Annotated in this window: 14 protein-coding genes; 6 read left to right on the top strand and 8 right to left on the bottom strand. The window is 54.4% G+C overall.

Going from position 1 to position 16,802, the window contains the following annotated elements; genetic code table 11:
- The first annotated feature begins 222 nt into the window (after positions 1-222).
- From QN359_RS11720 to QN359_RS11710, 3 genes are read left to right on the top strand one after another with little or no spacing between them, the layout of a single operon-like run.
- The gene (locus tag QN359_RS11720) at positions 223-942 is read left to right on the top strand and encodes a Crp/Fnr family transcriptional regulator (RefSeq protein WP_322247518.1); all 720 of its coding nucleotides are present in this window, start codon (positions 223-225) and stop codon (positions 940-942) included.
- Between the two features lie 39 nt (positions 943-981).
- Positions 982-3,147 carry a PAS domain S-box protein gene (locus tag QN359_RS11715; protein ID WP_322247517.1) on the top strand — a complete coding sequence of 722 codons (2,166 nt, stop codon included), beginning with the start codon at positions 982-984 and terminating at the stop codon, positions 3,145-3,147.
- Positions 3,148-3,197: 50 nt separating this feature from the next.
- Positions 3,198-4,028 carry a response regulator gene (locus QN359_RS11710; protein WP_322247516.1) on the top strand — a complete coding sequence of 277 codons (831 nt, stop codon included), beginning with the start codon at positions 3,198-3,200 and terminating at the stop codon, positions 4,026-4,028.
- A gap of 50 nt (positions 4,029-4,078) precedes the next feature.
- Here QN359_RS11710 and QN359_RS11705 read toward each other — a convergent pair whose 3' ends face one another.
- Positions 4,079-5,305 carry a glutamate carboxypeptidase gene (locus QN359_RS11705; RefSeq protein ID WP_322247515.1) on the bottom strand — a complete coding sequence of 409 codons (1,227 nt, stop codon included), beginning with the start codon at positions 5,303-5,305 and terminating at the stop codon, positions 4,079-4,081.
- Positions 5,306-5,529: 224 nt separating this feature from the next.
- Here QN359_RS11705 and QN359_RS11700 point away from each other — a divergent pair, with 224 nt between their 5' ends.
- Positions 5,530-5,913 (top strand): hypothetical protein, encoded by a 384-nt coding sequence (locus QN359_RS11700; protein WP_322247514.1) that lies wholly within the window; start codon positions 5,530-5,532, stop codon positions 5,911-5,913.
- A gap of 51 nt (positions 5,914-5,964) precedes the next feature.
- On the opposite strand, the gene QN359_RS11695 is transcribed toward QN359_RS11700, so the two are convergent.
- Together QN359_RS11695 and QN359_RS11690 are read right to left on the bottom strand one after the other, a co-directional pair.
- On the bottom strand, positions 5,965-6,417 hold the full coding sequence (locus QN359_RS11695; RefSeq protein WP_322247513.1) for a hypothetical protein: 453 nt from the start codon (positions 6,415-6,417) through the stop codon (positions 5,965-5,967).
- A 3-nt stretch (positions 6,418-6,420) separates the two neighbouring features.
- Complete coding sequence (locus QN359_RS11690) at positions 6,421-6,726, bottom strand: hypothetical protein (protein ID WP_322247512.1); 306 nt, start codon at positions 6,724-6,726, stop codon at positions 6,421-6,423.
- 163 nt (positions 6,727-6,889) lie between these two features.
- Here QN359_RS11690 and QN359_RS11685 point away from each other — a divergent pair, with 163 nt between their 5' ends.
- Positions 6,890-7,414 carry a DUF4272 domain-containing protein gene (locus tag QN359_RS11685; protein WP_322247511.1) on the top strand — a complete coding sequence of 175 codons (525 nt, stop codon included), beginning with the start codon at positions 6,890-6,892 and terminating at the stop codon, positions 7,412-7,414.
- A gap of 116 nt (positions 7,415-7,530) precedes the next feature.
- Complete coding sequence (locus QN359_RS11680) at positions 7,531-8,235, top strand: tetratricopeptide repeat protein (RefSeq protein ID WP_322247510.1); 705 nt, start codon at positions 7,531-7,533, stop codon at positions 8,233-8,235.
- Positions 8,236-8,305: 70 nt separating this feature from the next.
- Here QN359_RS11680 and budA read toward each other — a convergent pair whose 3' ends face one another.
- From budA to QN359_RS11655, 5 genes are all read right to left on the bottom strand, one after another.
- Positions 8,306-9,091 (bottom strand): acetolactate decarboxylase, encoded by a 786-nt coding sequence (budA, locus tag QN359_RS11675; RefSeq protein WP_322247509.1) that lies wholly within the window; start codon positions 9,089-9,091, stop codon positions 8,306-8,308.
- Positions 9,092-9,185: 94 nt separating this feature from the next.
- Entirely contained in the window at positions 9,186-10,607 is a 1,422-nt protein-coding gene (locus QN359_RS11670) for a cobyric acid synthase (RefSeq protein WP_322251098.1), read from the bottom strand.
- Positions 10,608-10,646: 39 nt separating this feature from the next.
- Positions 10,647-12,083 (bottom strand): efflux transporter outer membrane subunit, encoded by a 1,437-nt coding sequence (locus QN359_RS11665; RefSeq protein ID WP_322247508.1) that lies wholly within the window; start codon positions 12,081-12,083, stop codon positions 10,647-10,649.
- Positions 12,080-13,369 (bottom strand): efflux RND transporter periplasmic adaptor subunit, encoded by a 1,290-nt coding sequence (locus tag QN359_RS11660; RefSeq protein ID WP_322247507.1) that lies wholly within the window; start codon positions 13,367-13,369, stop codon positions 12,080-12,082. Before QN359_RS11660 ends, QN359_RS11665 begins: the two co-directional genes overlap by 4 nt.
- A 13-nt stretch (positions 13,370-13,382) precedes the next feature.
- On the bottom strand, positions 13,383-16,592 hold the full coding sequence (locus QN359_RS11655; protein WP_322247506.1) for an efflux RND transporter permease subunit: 3,210 nt from the start codon (positions 16,590-16,592) through the stop codon (positions 13,383-13,385).
- Positions 16,593-16,802 lie beyond the last annotated feature (210 nt).

Here is a 16,802-nt window from a genome sequence, read left to right as displayed (position 1 = left end):
TGCTCAGTCTTGCCACTGCGACGTCGCCATCATGACGGATCGCCTGCTCTGCTTCTGTTCGCTGACGCACATACATTCGTACAATTACAAATCAACTGCAGCAGGCTGCCGATCCTCACAAGATTGTCGAGACTATCGAGCACAGTGTGTTACCGTGTAGTAGTCCGTTCGCGTCTACAGCGCGCAACGCCTTTTTTGTTCCGCCCGAAACTTGGCTATATCATGCCCACTGTCCCTGATCCGAATCAGAACCATTTGCTGGCTGCCTTACTGGAAGCGGAATACGATCGTCTGTCACCACACTTGGAATTGATCGCCTTGTTGGTTGGCGATGTGTTGTACGAATCGGGCGAAAAACTGCAGCATGTGTATTTTCCGACCACGGCCATTGTTTCGCTCCATTACTTGCTGGAAGACGGCGGCTCATCCGAAATCGCCGGAGTCGGGAATGAAGGCGTGCTCGGCATTTCCTTGTTCATGGGTGGTGACAGTACCCCGAGCCGTGCGGTGGTGCAAACCGGCGGTTATGCCTATCGCTTGCGCTCGCAATTGCTGCTCGATGAGTTTCACCGCGCCGATCTGGTGATGCGTTTGCTGCTGCGTTACACCCAGGCCTTACTCACGCAAATGTCGCAGACTTCGGTGTGCAACCGCCATCATTGCGTGGAACAACAATTGTGCCGCTGGTTATTGTTGACGCTCGATCGCGTATCGAATAATGAATTGACGATTACTCAGGAATTGATTGCCAATACATTAGGAGTAAGGCGCGAAGGCGTGACCGAAGCGGCTGGAAAATTACAGCAACTCGGCTATATCAGTTATCGCCGCGGCCATATCACGGTCATTGATCGGCACGGCTTGGAAGAAAAAGTTTGCGAATGCTACGGCGTAGTAAAAAAAGAGTTTGCGCGTCTATTATCAGATGTGCGCCAGCGCTGAAGCGCTTCACTGTTTGTAATAATCAGGTGATGATCGACTATGCTTACATTCCCACTCGCGGCCAGCGCGGCAATACTCTTGATGAGCGTCGTCGTGCTCGTGCTTTCAGCGGTGTTTTTCCGTTTGCGAAACCGCGCCGTGCAGCCCAATCGCTCGCCGCTGCTGAAAGCGGAGGCATTGCAAAATGCGATTTTTAACAGCGCCAATTTTTCTGTCATTGCCACCGATGCACAGGGCGTGATTCAAATTTTCAATGTCGGTGCCGAACATATGCTCGGCTACCAAGCCGCCGATATGATCAATCGAATTACCCCTTCGAGTATTTCCGATGAAGCTGAAGTGATCGCCCGCGCCGCTGCGCTGAGTCTGGAATTTCATACCAGTATCACACCCGGTTTTGCAGCCTTGGTATTCAAGGCTTCGCGCGAAATTGAAGATATTTACGAGCTGACATATATTCGTAGTGACGGCAGCCGCTTTCCTGCCATCGTTTCAGTGACGGCATTGCGGGATGAGGCGGAACGGGTGATCGGCTATCTGCTGATCGGCACCGACAATACCGCACGCAAGCGGGTCGAAGCAGCGCAAGCCTTGCTCGATCAACGTTTGCGCGACCAGCAGTTTTATACGCGCTCGCTGATCGAATCGAATATCGATGCCATCATGACTACCGACCCACTCGGTATCATCAGCGATGTCAATCAACAGATGGAAGCGCTGACCGGCTGCACGCGCGACGAATTGATCGGCGAACCGTTCAAAAATTATTTCACTGACCAAGCCCGCGCCGAAGCGGCGATCACCAGAGCGCTGGATGAAGGAAAGGTGACGAACTATGAACTGACGGCTTACCACAAGGATGGCCGACAAACGGTGGTTTCTTATAATGCCACGACGTTTCACGATCGTGAGCAACGTTTGCAAGGGGTATTTGCCGCTGCCCGTGACGTGACCGAGCGCAAACAATTTGAACATACGCTGCAAGAAAACAATGTCGAGCTTGAGCTCGCCAAGGCCGCGGCCGAAAAGGCGAACCGCGCCAAATCGGAGTTCCTCTCGAGTATGAGCCATGAGTTGCGCACGCCGCTCAATGCCATCCTCGGGTTTGCCCAATTGATCGAGTCAGGCGAGCCGGTGCCGACGCCGACACAGAAAATTTCCATCGATCAGATTTTGCAATCGGGTTGGTATTTACTGCGCCTGATAAATGAAATTCTTGATTTGGCACTGATCGAGTCGGGCAAGGTTTCTTTGTCACAGGAATCGATGTCGATGAGCGAGGTATTTGAAGATTGTCGCGCGATGATGGAACCACAGGCCGATCAGCGACGAATTCAGATGACTTTTCCTGGTGCCGACCGGGTGTTTTACGTATATGCCGATCGCACGCGCGTGAAACAAGTATTGATTAATCTGCTCTCGAATGCCATCAAGTACAACCGCGAGAATGGTGCCGTGATCATTCAATGTCAAACGACGGCCGAAAAACGTATCCGCGTGACGGTGCAGGATACCGGCAGCGGTCTGAGTCCGAAACAACTGAGCCGACTATTCCAGCCCTTCAATCGACTTGGCCGCGAAGCCGGCACCGAAGAAGGCACCGGCATCGGTTTGGTGGTGACGCGTCAACTGGTCGAACTGATGGGCGGCAGCATGGGGGTGGAAAGCACGCTCGGTTCCGGCTGCAGCTTTTGGTTTGAGTTACTCGCCTCCGATGCGCCGACCTTGATGTACGATCATGCGCTACCGGACGCCGATACGGCGGTAGCGCTGAGCAGCGACACCTCGGCAGCACAACGCAGCCTGTTGTATGTGGAAGATAATCCGGCCAATATGGCCTTGATCAAACAGCTGCTGCTACGCCGCCGGGATTTGAAATTACTGACGGCAATTGATGCCGACATAGGCTTACAGCTGGCGCGCTCGCTGCAACCGGCTGTGATACTGATGGATATCAATTTGCCCGGTTTGAGTGGCTATGGGGCCCTGAAAATTTTACAAAATGATCCGGCTACTGCGCATATTCCGGTAATGGCCTTATCAGCCAATGCGGTACCGCGCGACATCGCCAAAGGGCTGGATGCCGGATTTTTCCGCTACCTGACCAAGCCTATCAAGGTCCATGAATTCATGGATGCACTCGAGCTTGCATTACAACATGCCGCACTCCACCCACGCGAGGGCGCGCCGCACGATGCGCCGTGAAATGTTTAGACACTTCATTCCATTGATCTGATCTGCAGAGAAAGAAATTCATGCTTGACGCTACTACTATTCTCCATGCCCGCATCTTGATTGTCGATGATCAGCATGCCAATGTCTTACTACTTGAGCAAATGCTGCGCGCGCGCGGCTACACCAACATCGCCAGCACGATGGATCCGCGCAGCGTCTGTGCGCTGCACGCGGAACAACAGTTTGATTTGATTTTGCTCGATCTGCAAATGCCGCTGATGGATGGCTTCGAAGTGATGGATGAATTACGCCAAATCGACCACAGCAGTTACCTGCCGGTATTGGTGATCACGGCGCAACCTGATCACAAATTACGCGCACTGCAAGCTGGGGCACGCGATTTTGTCAGCAAACCTTTTGATGTCATCGAGGTGCAAACACGCATACATAATATGTTGGAAGTGCGTCTGCTGTATCGCCGCTTGGAAAATCATAAGCAATTGCTCGAGCAAGCGGTGGCCGAACGGACTGAAGAATTACGTATCAGCGAGGCCCGCTTCAAAAGTTTTACTGAACTCTCATCCGATTGGTACTGGGAGCAGGATAAGCATGGGCAATTCACCAGCTTGTCGGGTACTGCAGTGGAGATTCTGGGTCTCGAGGGCGGTGGCGCAGGATGGAATACCGCCGAACACGCGCAATTACTGCAGAATATAGCGAACCGTCAGCCGTTTCTCGATTTCATTTGTCATCGCACCCAGCCCGATGGCGATATCCAAACGATGCAAGTCAGCGGCGAACCGGTGTTTGACCAAGCGGCGCGCTTCATCGGCTATCGTGGCGTTGGCATGGATATCACACCGCGGCGCGTGCTGTCGGGTTTCTCAGCAGCAGACTTTTTGGCCGACTGAGGCGACGTCAAGCGCCGCAGCGGCGCGCTCAAGCGCGCCGCTTCCCTACTCTATTTACTCAGCGTTTCGAGCAAACGCACAGTCAAATACAGGCGCGGCTCGACGCTATTGAGATCAGCCCACTCTTCGGAAGAATGGATGCGGTCACCGACAATACCCATGCCATCCAAGACCACGGGCTTGTCACTGCCGGGATGGTAGGCGAAGCCGGCATCGGTTCCATAACGCATGGAAACCGGTTGAATATGTTTGCCGAGTTCTTGATAAATATCATTGCTTAATGCCGCCAATTTATCGCTGGCCGGGTTTTTACTGAAAGGCGGACGGCGATTTTCGACCTTAACGGTAACGCTGGTATCAGGGATGAATTTAGTTTGAATCAGACGATTGGCATCTTGCTGAACCCGATTGAGTTCGCTCAGTTCAGACATGCGCATATCGGCAATCGCGCTGGCCTTATCAGGAATAATATTGACGCGCTCACCAGTCTGCAGTACCGTCCAGTTCACGGTGGTGCCTTTTTTGGCATTACCCAGCTCGGTCAACTGCATGATCTGATGGGACAATTCGACCACGGCATTACGCCCTTTTTCCGGCGCCGAACCAGCATGCGAGGCCAGGCCTTTGACATCTAAGTGTACATAGGCGATGCCATTGGTGGCGACGGTGACTTGGTCGGACTCGGGCGGTTCATAGACCAAGACGTAATCCTGATCGGCCGAGATTTTTTGAATCGCGACGCGCGACCCGAGTGAGCTTTTTTCTTCGTCCGGGTTAAACAGCACGGTCAAGGTTTTATAGCCGGAAAAGCCGCGTTGGCGTTCAATTTCCAAGGCATACAAGATCAACAGCGCGCCGCCTTTGGCATCCGCTACGCCCGGACCAAAAGCCCGGTTGTCGACGATAGAAAATGGCCGCTTAGCCGCTTCGCCGATGCCGAACACGGTATCATAATGAATCATCAGCAAGATGTTTTTTGTGCCACTGCCGTGCAAGCTACCAAGCACCAGTTTGCCAGCCGCCGGAGGCGCATCAACAATACTGACTTCAGCACCGATGGCTTTCAGTTTATCGGCCAGAAAGGCAGCAACCTTGTTCAAGCCCTTGGCATCATCGGTACCCGAGTCGAGATTGACCAAGCTTTCCAAGTCTTTGACAAAGCGGCTTTGTTGACTTTTTGCCGCGCTCACGAGCGGCAAATCGAGCGCCGCCATACTGAGCGGACAAATTGACGCAAGCAGTGTAAAACAGAGGGTAGACAAGCCGTATTTTTTCATCAGTCAATTCCTGAATTAGTCGGTAAATTTGCGTAGCAGTGAAAGTGTTATACCATTAAAAAATCGGCTTTGCCTTGATTTGTAGCTAAGCAACACCGCTATCGGCCAAAAATGCCTTTCATACTGATAATTTTGCAGTTGGTCGCAAGCCGCTGGTGCGCGCTGCACCTGTCTTTTAAGATGAGTCATCAGCAGTCCTTGATCCCCATAACCGGAGCCTTATCATGAAAATTGTACCCCGCACCATTCTCTTTGTTGCTCTCTTCTGCTTGCTTGTGGTCGGTCTGACTTTGTGTTTTGACCAAAATACGAGCATCGTGATCAACGACCAGCAAATCGGCGGCGTAGCCGGCTTCGGCATGTCTTTGCTGGCGATGTCAGCCATGGGGCTGGCATTATTGGCCGCCGCCGTGTGTACCGGTTTAGTGCTGGCCGGTATGTCTTTGCTACTGACGCTGTTGTTCGGCGCGCTGCTGCTGATGTTATTGTTTGCGCTTGCCCCTTTGTTATTGACGGTTTTATTCCCGGTTATATTGGTGTGCGCGCTGGTGTGGTTGATACGGCGCGGTAAGCAAGCTCAACGCAGCAGCGACTCACAAGCATTTTGACTCAGGTGCGGCGGTCGAACTGGTACATCGCCCAAGTCTTGGCGGTGTGGTCTAACGGCTTTTTTCAGAAAGATCAGCAGCTTCCGGTCCATAGAGTTCAACAATTTCTCGGTGACGACTGATAACTTCTGTAAACACTCGATTGACCTCTGTTCGAAATGCTTTGTTTGCGCGACTGATAATTCCGCGCGACTCGGTCCCAAGAGAGGGGAACCAATCCTCCGTAACTGGCAGTACGGCGACGCGACGAGTGTCAAGACAAAAAGGCTTTTGTTGCATTGTAGCGGCTAAATCTGGCGGTACAACAATTACACCGAACGCCACTGGAGTACCCGGGTTCCAAGCTACCGATGTGGTATAGACAGTCAGAACTTGATTGTTTTGACTCGACTCAGCCACATAGACAAGGTGCGGATGATCGTTCGGACCGGGCATGCGATGATTTTCACGGAAAGGAAATCGGCACCAAACAAATGACCCAATTGGCAAAATTGGTTTTGTCATTATTTATGAACCATTCCATCCAGTCAAAATGTCTATGTTCCTTTGGCGTTGAGCAATCTCCTCTGGTGTATCGTCTTCATCCGCATCAATAATCATACGTTCAGTCAACGGCTCAGCGATAAAAACAGTTATTGGCAGGTTATTATTAAGACAAGTAATTTCTTGCTCAGCGTATTTCTGGTTCGCTTGAATGTCCTTGCGGATTAAGGCTTCAATATAGTTAGTAAGGGTGCGCTTATCCTTCGCGGCAAAAACCCTCGCCCCCTCTAGAATTTCCTTATCTAGCCTGATAGTCATTGATTGGCGCATGCTATTCTCGATCAGTCAGTATAGTGATAGCGTACTGCACATAGCTGCGTTTATCAATAGATACGGTGTTAAGGAAGCGCAGCAGCGACTCACAAGCATTTTGACTCAGGTGCGGCGCGCTAACTGGTACAATCGTTGACCTTTTTTCTTATGGCTGCTTGCAATGAAATCTCCCGAACTGCGCAAAGAATTATCTGAACTGGCTCTGCATAAGCGCGGGATACGTATTAATCTGCAATTGCCGCTGATTGAAAGTGAAGATGAAATTGTTTTGCGCAGTAGCGCCGAAGTCAGGCAGCGGCTGATCGCTTTGGAACTGCTGCGCGCTGCACCCTCCGGCAATGATGAGGCTTTGCGCTTTCTGCTGTGGGCGGCCGGTGTGCAGCCACACATAGGCATGCCGGATGGAAAACATGTCGCAGCCGACTTGGCTTCGGCTATCGCGCTCGACGGCGCGACGCTGGCCCAGTGTGACATCAAGCTGCGCACCAAGTCGGTCTTGCTGGATTGGGCTGATTTGTTATACCGGCTGCACTGGGCGGTACGGCATGCGCAGATCACCGCACGAGCGGTGCCAGGCCGCTTGGACGCGCAGGCAGTGCACGCTTGGCATCAGGCGGTGAACTGGCTGATACGCTATGAAGACGAAGATAACTGGGATTTAGTCAGCACCGACACGGCTGGCTGATCTGAAACGCCGAGTCCACCCGCAAATAATTGCAAACAAATTTTAAATTTACTTGGAAGCGTAAAAACAAAGCACTACAATGCCAATTATTAACGACATTACCTTGGGGCAATATCATGCTATCTCGTACTGCTGCACCCTTGCTATTGCTTTCATTGCTTGCTGTCGGTGCCACTAGTTTCCATTTCGCCCATGCCGATGATGTTGACGAGGGCACGGCGTTATATGATCAAGCAGATTTTCCTGCGGCAGCGGAGAGTTTTGCGGTAGCCGCCAAGGATGGCGACGCGGAAGCCCAAGTCAGTTTGGGCTTGATGTATCTCAAGGGTGAAGGCTTGGCGAGCGACGAGACCAAGGCGCTGGCGCTGTTCGAGCAGGCGGCGGCACAGGATAATGTGCGCGGCGAAGTAAATTTGGCACGTATGTATGCCAAAGGCAAAGGCGTGGTGTCAGATTACAAAACGGCAGTGAAATGGTTTCAACGCGCGGCCGATCAGGGTTATGCCGATGCGCAGTACAGTTTGGGCGTGTTGTATGTTACCGGTAACGGCGTGCCACTCAATTATGCCAAGGCACAGAGCTTGTTCGAACATGCGGCCGAACAGGATGACACCAGCGCTCAGTATCAGCTCGGTCTGATGTATTGGCATGGTAAAGGCGTGCCGGTTAACTTAGTGGAAGCCTACAAGTGGCTGACGCTGGCAAAAGATTATGATGATGCCGCACTGTATCGCAGTTATGTAGCGCAGCGCATGAGCGAAGCACAAATCGCCGAAGCCGAGGAACAGGCCGATCAGTGGCAAGTTGAGGCAAAAACCTGAACGGCTGAGCAGACGCGCACAGCCACACGAAGCCGCTGCCGCCTGAGGGTTGGCACAGCGGCTTTTTTCTTTATTGGCGAATTTTTTCTACTGCATGCAATTCTTGCGAGCGATCTTTGCTTTGATCTGCCTGGACGAAGCCATTAGTGGTTGGCACTTGCAATTCGACCGTAGAGAGCGTGGCGATGCGCGCGCTGCCGGTGTTCATCTGCAGTGACAACACATGACCGCCGCTGGCATGGTCGGTCGCCAGATAATGCCAATGGTATCCGGGAATATTGAAACCTTTGGAAAAGGCTGGGCTACGAAAGCCGATCAACTGGCCACGGGTGGCCCCAAGTTGAAACACAGACTGGGTTTTGACAACTTCGGCCAAGGGACGGTATGGTTGACTTTGCGGATAAATGGCACGGGTGCTGAGCGCAGCAAAATCGCCGTCGATGCGAATGGCATAGAAGGCATTTTTGTTGGGTAAGCCAGCATCGATGGCGGCTTCCAGTTCGGCCAAGCTATGCGCCGCTGCCAGTGTGACTGCCGGACCCGGATTAAAATCAGTCATGATGGCCAGCGGCGAGCGTTCCTGCGGACCGGCGATGTTGACTTTACCATCACCGCGGACTTGATAAAACACCCCTTCACTGACGATCATTTCACCATCCACACGGTTATACGTACCGAGCCCGAAATTGCCGTGACGGCTAAGCTCTGCCACACTCATGTCACCGTCGTAGGCACCGGCCAGCAGCGCATCGATGGTCGAGTATTGAAACAGGCGTGCCTCGGCGGCGCATGCAGGGGTAAGCGCATGAAGCAAAGCGAGTGTCATTGCGGCAGCGGTGGAAGATAAAAATTTCATGCAGTGGTCCGATTAAAAAAAGATGAGTTAACAACAATGTGATTAATTTTTTCACATTATGTTGTTCATGCCAATATTTGGCAAGCTCAGATTCTTATAGCGCCAAGATGGCCGCCAACAAGGGTGCGCAAGCATCGGCCACACGATTGATACTGTGCTCGCGCAAGGCAGCCAGGTCTGGCGTGACTTCCGATTGCAAACCGGCCCAAGCCAGGAGTGCAGCGCAGGCCTCGGGGTGATCGAACAAGCCATGCAGGTAGGTACCAAGCAGTAAATCGTCGGCCGAGCGCACGCCCTCGGCTTGCGCGTCGATATGAAACGCGGGTAAGCTGCCTGGCGTGCCAGTACTACGTCCCATATGAATTTCATACGCCTCGACGCGCGCACCGGCCGCTCCGAATGCGCAGTAGCCGCTGACTTGCTGCAGGCGCTTTTCGCGCGTCAGTTCGGTATGCACATCAAGCAGACCGAAACCGGGCGTGACACCAGCCTCCCCTTCCACTCCATGTGGATCGGCGACTGTCAGCCCGAGCATTTGGTAACCGCCACAAATGCCGATGACTTTACCGCCGTAACGCAGATGCTTGGCCAGAATATGTTGCCAGCCATGCTGTCGCAAAAAGTCCAAGTCGGCGCGGGTATTTTTACTGCCCGGTAAGATGATCAGATCGGCCGCGGGTACCGCGGCACCGGGTGCGATGAATTGCAGATCGACATCGGGATGGGCGCGCAAGGCATCAAAATCAGTGTGATTGGCGATACGCGGCAGTACCGGCACGATGACGCGAAAGCGTCCATTGCTGCTTTGCCCGGTGATGATCGCATCTTCGGCATCGAGTTGTAAGCCGTGCAGATACGGCAGCACCGCTAACACCGGCTTGCCGGTTTGTGCTTCGAGCCAGCTTAAGCCTGGCGTGAGTAAGCTGATGTCACCACGAAAGCGGTTGATGACGAAGCCGACGATGCGTTTTTGTTCGGAGGCGGACAGACAGGCCAAGGTGCCGATGAAGTGGGCGAACACGCCGCCGCGATCGATGTCGGCCACCAGAATCACCGGACAATCGACCGCTTCGGCAAAACCCATGTTAGCAATGTCGCGCTCACGCAGATTGACTTCCGCCGGGCTGCCGGCCCCTTCGACGATGATGGCTTGGTATTGTTGCTGCAGGCGCTGATACGATTCCAATACCGCGCCCATGGCAATGCTTTTGTATTGATGATAATCGCGCGCATCCATGTCGGCACGTACCTGACCATGGATGATAATTTGGGCACCGGTGTCGGAACTCGGTTTGAGCAATACCGGGTTCATATCGGTGTGAGCGAGCAGACCGGCGGCTTGCGCTTGTAAGGCTTGCGCCCGACCGATTTCACCGCCATCAACCGTGACGGCGCTGTTGAGCGCCATATTTTGCGGCTTGAGCGGTACCACCGCCACGCCTTGGCGCTGTAACAGTCGGCACAGCGCGGCGACGACGGTGGTTTTACCGGCATCCGAGGTAGTCCCTTGGACCATCAATGTAGAGATATGCATGGAACTGCCTGTAGGTAAAATTTATGGAGCGGCGACTTGCCAAGCGCCGCCGCTGGCTTTGACCAGTAATACGGCTGAGAGCATTTGTTGGCCGCGGATTTGCACCAATTGTCGCTGATTCGCTAATAAGCTTTGCTGCGCCGTGATGACATCGAGGTAGCTGGCAATGCCACCGGTATAGCGCGCATCGGTCAGTGCCAATACGCGCGCAGCGCTGCTCACGCTGCTTTGCGTATACTCGGCCGCGCGCGCCAGGGCGACACCGCCGGCGGCGGCATCGGCCAGTTCTTGCAATGCACTCAAAACACTGCGCCGGTAGGTGGCTACTGCAGCGGCATGGGCGGCCCGCGCGGCGGCGATACCGGCTTGCGTTTTACCGCCGTCAAACACGGTTTGCGTGAGTGCCGCACCGAGCGACCATAACAGACTCGGCGCGCTCAACAAATTCGCCCATTGATTGCTGTTCCAGCCTGCATTGGCCTGCAACATCAAGGTCGGGAACGCGGCGGCACGCGCCACACCGATGTTGGCATTGGCATAGGCGACGCCACGCTGAGCCGAGGCGATATCGGGACGGCGCTGCAAAATTTCAGCCGCCAATGCCTGCGGCAGGGCTGGCGGCAGCATGGCGCTGCCAGCCGGTGCCAAACGGAACTCAGCGGCGGCTTGGCCACTGAGACTGGCGATAGCATGAAGAAATTGTTGGCTTTGCTTTTGCACTAATTCGAATTGACTGCGATTGGCAGCGAGTACCGTTTCTTGCTGTGCCAAGTCGAGACCGGAAACCAATCCCAGGGCATGACGGTCATGCATGAAGCGCACCGCGCGCTGCTGTAAGTTGATGGCCTCGCTGAGCACCTGCATTTCCGCTTCGAGCGCACGCAAACTGAAGTAATCACCGGCTAATTCGGCCAGCAAAATCAGGCGGGTGTTTTCCAGCTCGCTGCGCGCTTGTTCTGCCAAGGCATCGGCACCAGCGATATTGCTCTCGACCCGACCAAACAAATCGGCTTCATAACTGACGGCAAAACCGAGCTGCTGATTGTTTTGTACGGTCGACTGGTTGCTCGCGGTATAACTGGCCACGGGCCGGTCGGCCGAGCTTTTTTGCCGCGCACTGCCGGCTTGCAGCGCTATTTGCGGAAACAGGCCGGCACTCACCACTTGGGCCTGCGCGCGTGCTTGCTGCAAACGTGCCACGGCGACTTGCAGGCCAGGGTTATTCGCAATCAGTGACTGCGCTAAGGCATCGAGCTGCGGGTCGCCGAACATGCGCCACCAATTGCCTTTATCGGTGGCGTCAAGCGCTTGCGCCGACTGAAACAAACTCTGCATAGGACTACTCTCGCTCGCCGCAGTCGCTGCACTAGCCACACTTGGTGTGCTCGCTGCGCGTGGCACATTGCTACAGGCAGCCAACAGCATGGCAGCGAGCAGCGTACTGGCGGCGCGCTTCATGAAGCCGCCTTCGCTGTGCGCGCCGCTTTTTCAGCCGGCGCTTCCTTGTGAGGCTTGCTGCCCTTGTCGCTGCGCGCGGCTTGATCGATGAACGGGGTGGCCACCACCACATCCTGTTCGGCCAAGGAATCGGGTGGATTCATGAGCAACTGATCAGTGACATCGATGCCACGAATAATTTCCAACGCGTTTCCGAGGTCGCGGCCGATGCTGACGGTTTGCAAACGGATCTGTCCTTTGGCATCGACGATGGCCACGCGTGTCCCTTCCGGACGAAACAGCAGCACATTCGATGGCACGGTTAAGCTTACGCCGCCGGCCGCGGGAGTCAGCGCCACCTCCACATAGGCGCCGGCCAGCAGTGCGTGATCGGTATTCGCCAAGGCAATTTCAATTTGCATGCTGCGGCTGGCGACATCGATGGCACCGGCGGTGCGCACCACCGTGCCATCAAACACTTGCTCGGGTAATTCTTTCTGGCTGATGCTGACATGGTCGCCGGTTTTGACACGCTGGGCATAGGCTTGCGGCAGATAGACGTAGACGCGTAATTGGCTGGTCTGGGCCAGCGTGAACAAGGCGCGCGCGGCACCGGTATTACCGGCATCGACCAAATCGCCGACTTCAATATTGCGATGGGTAATCACACCGGCAAACGGTGCGACGATGCGTTTGAAGGCCTGCTGCTTTTGCAAACGCTCGACATTGGCTTGGGCCGCAGCGAGGTTGGCTTTGGCTTGGGCAGAGGCGCTGTTGCGTTCATTGAGTTCTTGCGCGGTCACGGCGTCTTTTTGGCGTAAAGCTTCCCAACGCGCCAGCGAACTGGCGGCCAGATCAAAACTGGCGCTGGCTTGTGCGCGTGCAGCCACGGCTTGCGCCAGTTGCAGATCGATTTCCGGCGTATCCAAGTCGGCCAATAACTCACCTGCCGCCACTTGACTGCCGATATCTTTATAGCGATGCAGTACATAACCACTGCTGCGCGCGTAAATCGGCGCTTCGGTTTGACCGAGCAAGGTGCCGGGTAAAGTCAGCACGACTTTGCCGCCGGCCGCTTTGGCATGCACCGTTTGCACATACAGTTTGCCCTGCGCGGCATTGCTGCTGGCCAGGTCGCGTGCCCGCACGACGCGCAAACCCAAGGTGGCAAGCGCACCCAACAGCATTGCCAACAAAACCAAAGCCGCAATCAAACGGGCGCGCCGTAATATTTGTGTGCGCTGCGGGTGGGTCGCGTGATCCGGGGCGGCATGCATGCCGAGTGCGAGGTGAGATTTTTCAGACATATCAAGACTTCCCTTACTGAACAGCTGGCAATGATGATGCCGGCGCAGACCGTGATCGCCGCCCAGCGAGATACTTATGGATACCGGCGAATACCACCGGTACGAAAAACAGGGTTGAGATCGTGGCAAACAGCAAACCACCGATGACGGCCCGACCGAGCGGCGCATTTTGTTCCGCGCCTTCGCCGAAACCAATCGCCATCGGCACCATGCCGATGATCATCGCCAGCGCCGTCATCAGCACCGGCCGGATGCGGGTGGCACCGGCTTCGAGCGCAGCCGACAGCGGCGGCGCCCCTTGGTCCATACATTGGCGCGCGAATGAGACCATCAAAATACTGTTGGCCGTCGCTACCCCCATGGTCATGATGGCACCGGTCAAGGCCGGTACACTCAAGGGGGTATGACTGAGGAAGAGCATCCAGACGATACCGGCTAAGGCTGCCGGTAAGGCGCTGATGATGATCAAAGGATCGATCCAAGACTGGAAATTGACGACAATGAGCAGATACACCAAGATAATTGCCATCACCAAGCCAAGACCCAGACCCAAGAATGAACTTCTCATGGTTTCGACTTGGCCGCGCACGGTAATGCTGGCACCACGTGGCAGCTCCTTGCGTGCCGCCTCGACCAATTGCTCAAGCTCGCCAGCCACGCCGGCCAAATCGCGTCCTTCGACGCTGACATATAAGTCGATCACCGGCTTGATGTTGTAGCGCGAAACTACCGCCAATTGCGAAGCCGGACGCACTTGCACCAAATTGCCGAGCAATTGGGTGGACATGCTGCCGTCGCTTGCGGCGGCTTGGCCGGCGACTTGAGCAGCAGATTTGATCGGCGTGCGTAACAAACTATCAAGGTCGCCGTTACGGTATTGTGGCGTTTGAATCGCCACGCTGTAGACCACACCGTTGACTGGATTAAACCAAAATGCCGGCGCAGTTTGAAAACTGCCGGACAAGGATACCAACAGATTTTGCGCGATATCGACCGGATTGAGGCCCAACTGTTTGATCTGAATGCGATCGGTTTCCAGTGCCAAGGTCGGCAAATCGTTTTTTTGATGAATATGTACATCGACGGTGCCGGGAATACGGCTGACTTGCTTCATCAGGCGGCTGGCGATTTGATAGTTGCCTTTGACATCGGCACCGGCGATTTGAATGTCGATGGCCGCTGGCAAACCGAAATTCAGAATCTGAGTGACGATATCGGCCGGCTGAAAATAAAATTCCACGCCAGGGAAACGACGCGGCAATTCTTGTCGCAACCGTTGCACATACTGTGACGCCGGGCCATGCTCAGGCTTGAGCGACATCAGAATTTCGCCATCCATCGCGCCTATCGTACCGCCGGTGCCATACGATAAATTAATACCGCTGTAGGGTAAGCCGAGGTTATCGAGTATGGTGTCGAGCTCAGCAGCCGGAATAATACTGCGGATGACTTTTTCCACTTCATCGGCAATGCGCGCAGTTTCTTCGATACGGGTGCCGGTGGGCGCCCGCATATGTAAACGGATTTGGCCGGAATCGACGCTAGGGAAGAAATCGCGCCCAAGTGTGGCGACGAGTGCGCAAGAGGCAATGCAAAAGGCCAGAAAGACCCCAGCGAAAACTTTGCGATGTGTCAGCAAGCTGGCGAGAATGATGATGTAGCCACCACGGAATTGTTCAAAACCGGCATCGAAGCGACGATACACGCGCTGTAACAGACTCGGTGCAGCAGCAGCGTCGCTGTGAGCCTGCCCCATCATCATCAACACCAAGGTCGGCACCAAGGTGCGCGAGAGGATATACGAAGCCAGCATGGCGAACACTACCGCCTCGGCCAAGGGTACGAACAGAAAGCGCGCCACCCCGGTGAGGAAAAACATCGGCACGAAGACGATACAGATACACAAAGTGGAAACCAGCGCCGGTACCGCGATTTCACCGGCACCGTCGAGTATCGCAGTTTCCAGTGGCACGCCCAGATGTAAATGGCGCTCGATGTTTTCTATCGTCACAGTGGCATCGTCGACCAAGATGCCGACTGCCAGTGCCAAACCGCCTAAGGTCATGATGTTGATGGTTTCGCCCAGCGCATACAAAGCCAAAATCGAGGATAAAATCGACAGCGGTATCGAGATAGCGATGATCAGGGTGCTGCGCCAGTTACCGAGAAACAGTAAGATCATCAGCGCTGTCAAACAGGCCGCAATCAGCGCCTCATGAATCACGCCACTGATCGCCGCTTTGACGAATACCGATTGATCGAACAGGGTGGAGATTTTCAAATCCTTGGGTAAGCCGAGCGCGACCTCAGGTAAGATCGATTTAATGTTGCTGACAATCTTCAGCGTCGACGAAGCCCCATTTTTCAGTACCGACAGCAACGCACCGCGCTGGCCGTCTTGACGAACGATATTGGTTTGCGGCGAAAAGCCATCGCGCACATGGGCGACTTCGGATAAATACGTGGTGCTGCCGTTTTTAGCTGACACCGGAATTTGGTTGAGGCCGGCAATGGTGTCGGGCGAACCGTTCATGCTGACATTAAATTCAGTGGCACCGATTTTCGCCGTGCCCGATGGCAGTGCCAAATTCTGTGCATTGACCGCGTTGACCACATCGGTCGGCGTCAGACCTTTGGCCAGCAGTGCCTGATTGTCGAGATCGACTGAGACGACGCGCATTTTACCGCCGTAGGGGTAGGGAATCGCCGCACCGGGCACGGTGATCAGTTGCGGACGCAGAAAATTGATAGCGGTATCGCCAAGCGCCTGTTCAGTCATAGTCGGACTCGACAAACCGAGCTGCACCACCGGAATGCTGGAGGCGGAATATTTGATGATCAAGGGCGGCGTCATCCCAGCCGGTAATTGCCGCAATTGCGCTTGTTCGATCGCCACGACTTGGGCAATCGCCGTCTGGATATTCACTTCCGGTTGAAAAAATATCTTGATGATGGCAATCCCGGCCAAGGATTGCGATTCGATGTGTTCGATGTCATTGACCGTAGTGGTCAAACTGCGCTCGGAGGTAGCGGTAACACGTTGTCCCATTTCTTGCGCCGACAAACCGCCGTAATTCCAAATAATGCTGATGACTGGGATATTGATATCGGGGAAAATATCGGTTGCCATCTTGGTCAGCACCAACGGCGTCGACAACAAGATAAGCAGCGCCATCACGATGAACGTGTACGGGCGGCGAAGGGCAATCTGAACTATCCACATGGGGGCAACCTGAAAACGGAGTAGTAACACTGCCTACAAAAACAGCGGCAGCGTTGCCGCAGCTTTGACAGAGGCAAGCAAGCGCAGTCGGCATGATTGCGAAAGCCGGCAAAAATATTGCCATCAATCAAAAATCAGCGCTCCCGGATTGTAACGGAAAATCCCAATTCTTAGGGTCTGTTGTGTACATCACTACCTAAGGAAGCACCG

This window comes from Undibacterium sp. 5I2 (assembly GCF_035019605.1).
GTDB lineage: Bacteria > Pseudomonadota > Gammaproteobacteria > Burkholderiales > Burkholderiaceae_D > Undibacterium.
Note: the sequence above shows the minus strand (reverse complement) of the source record. Positions and strands in the feature narration are given on the sequence as shown.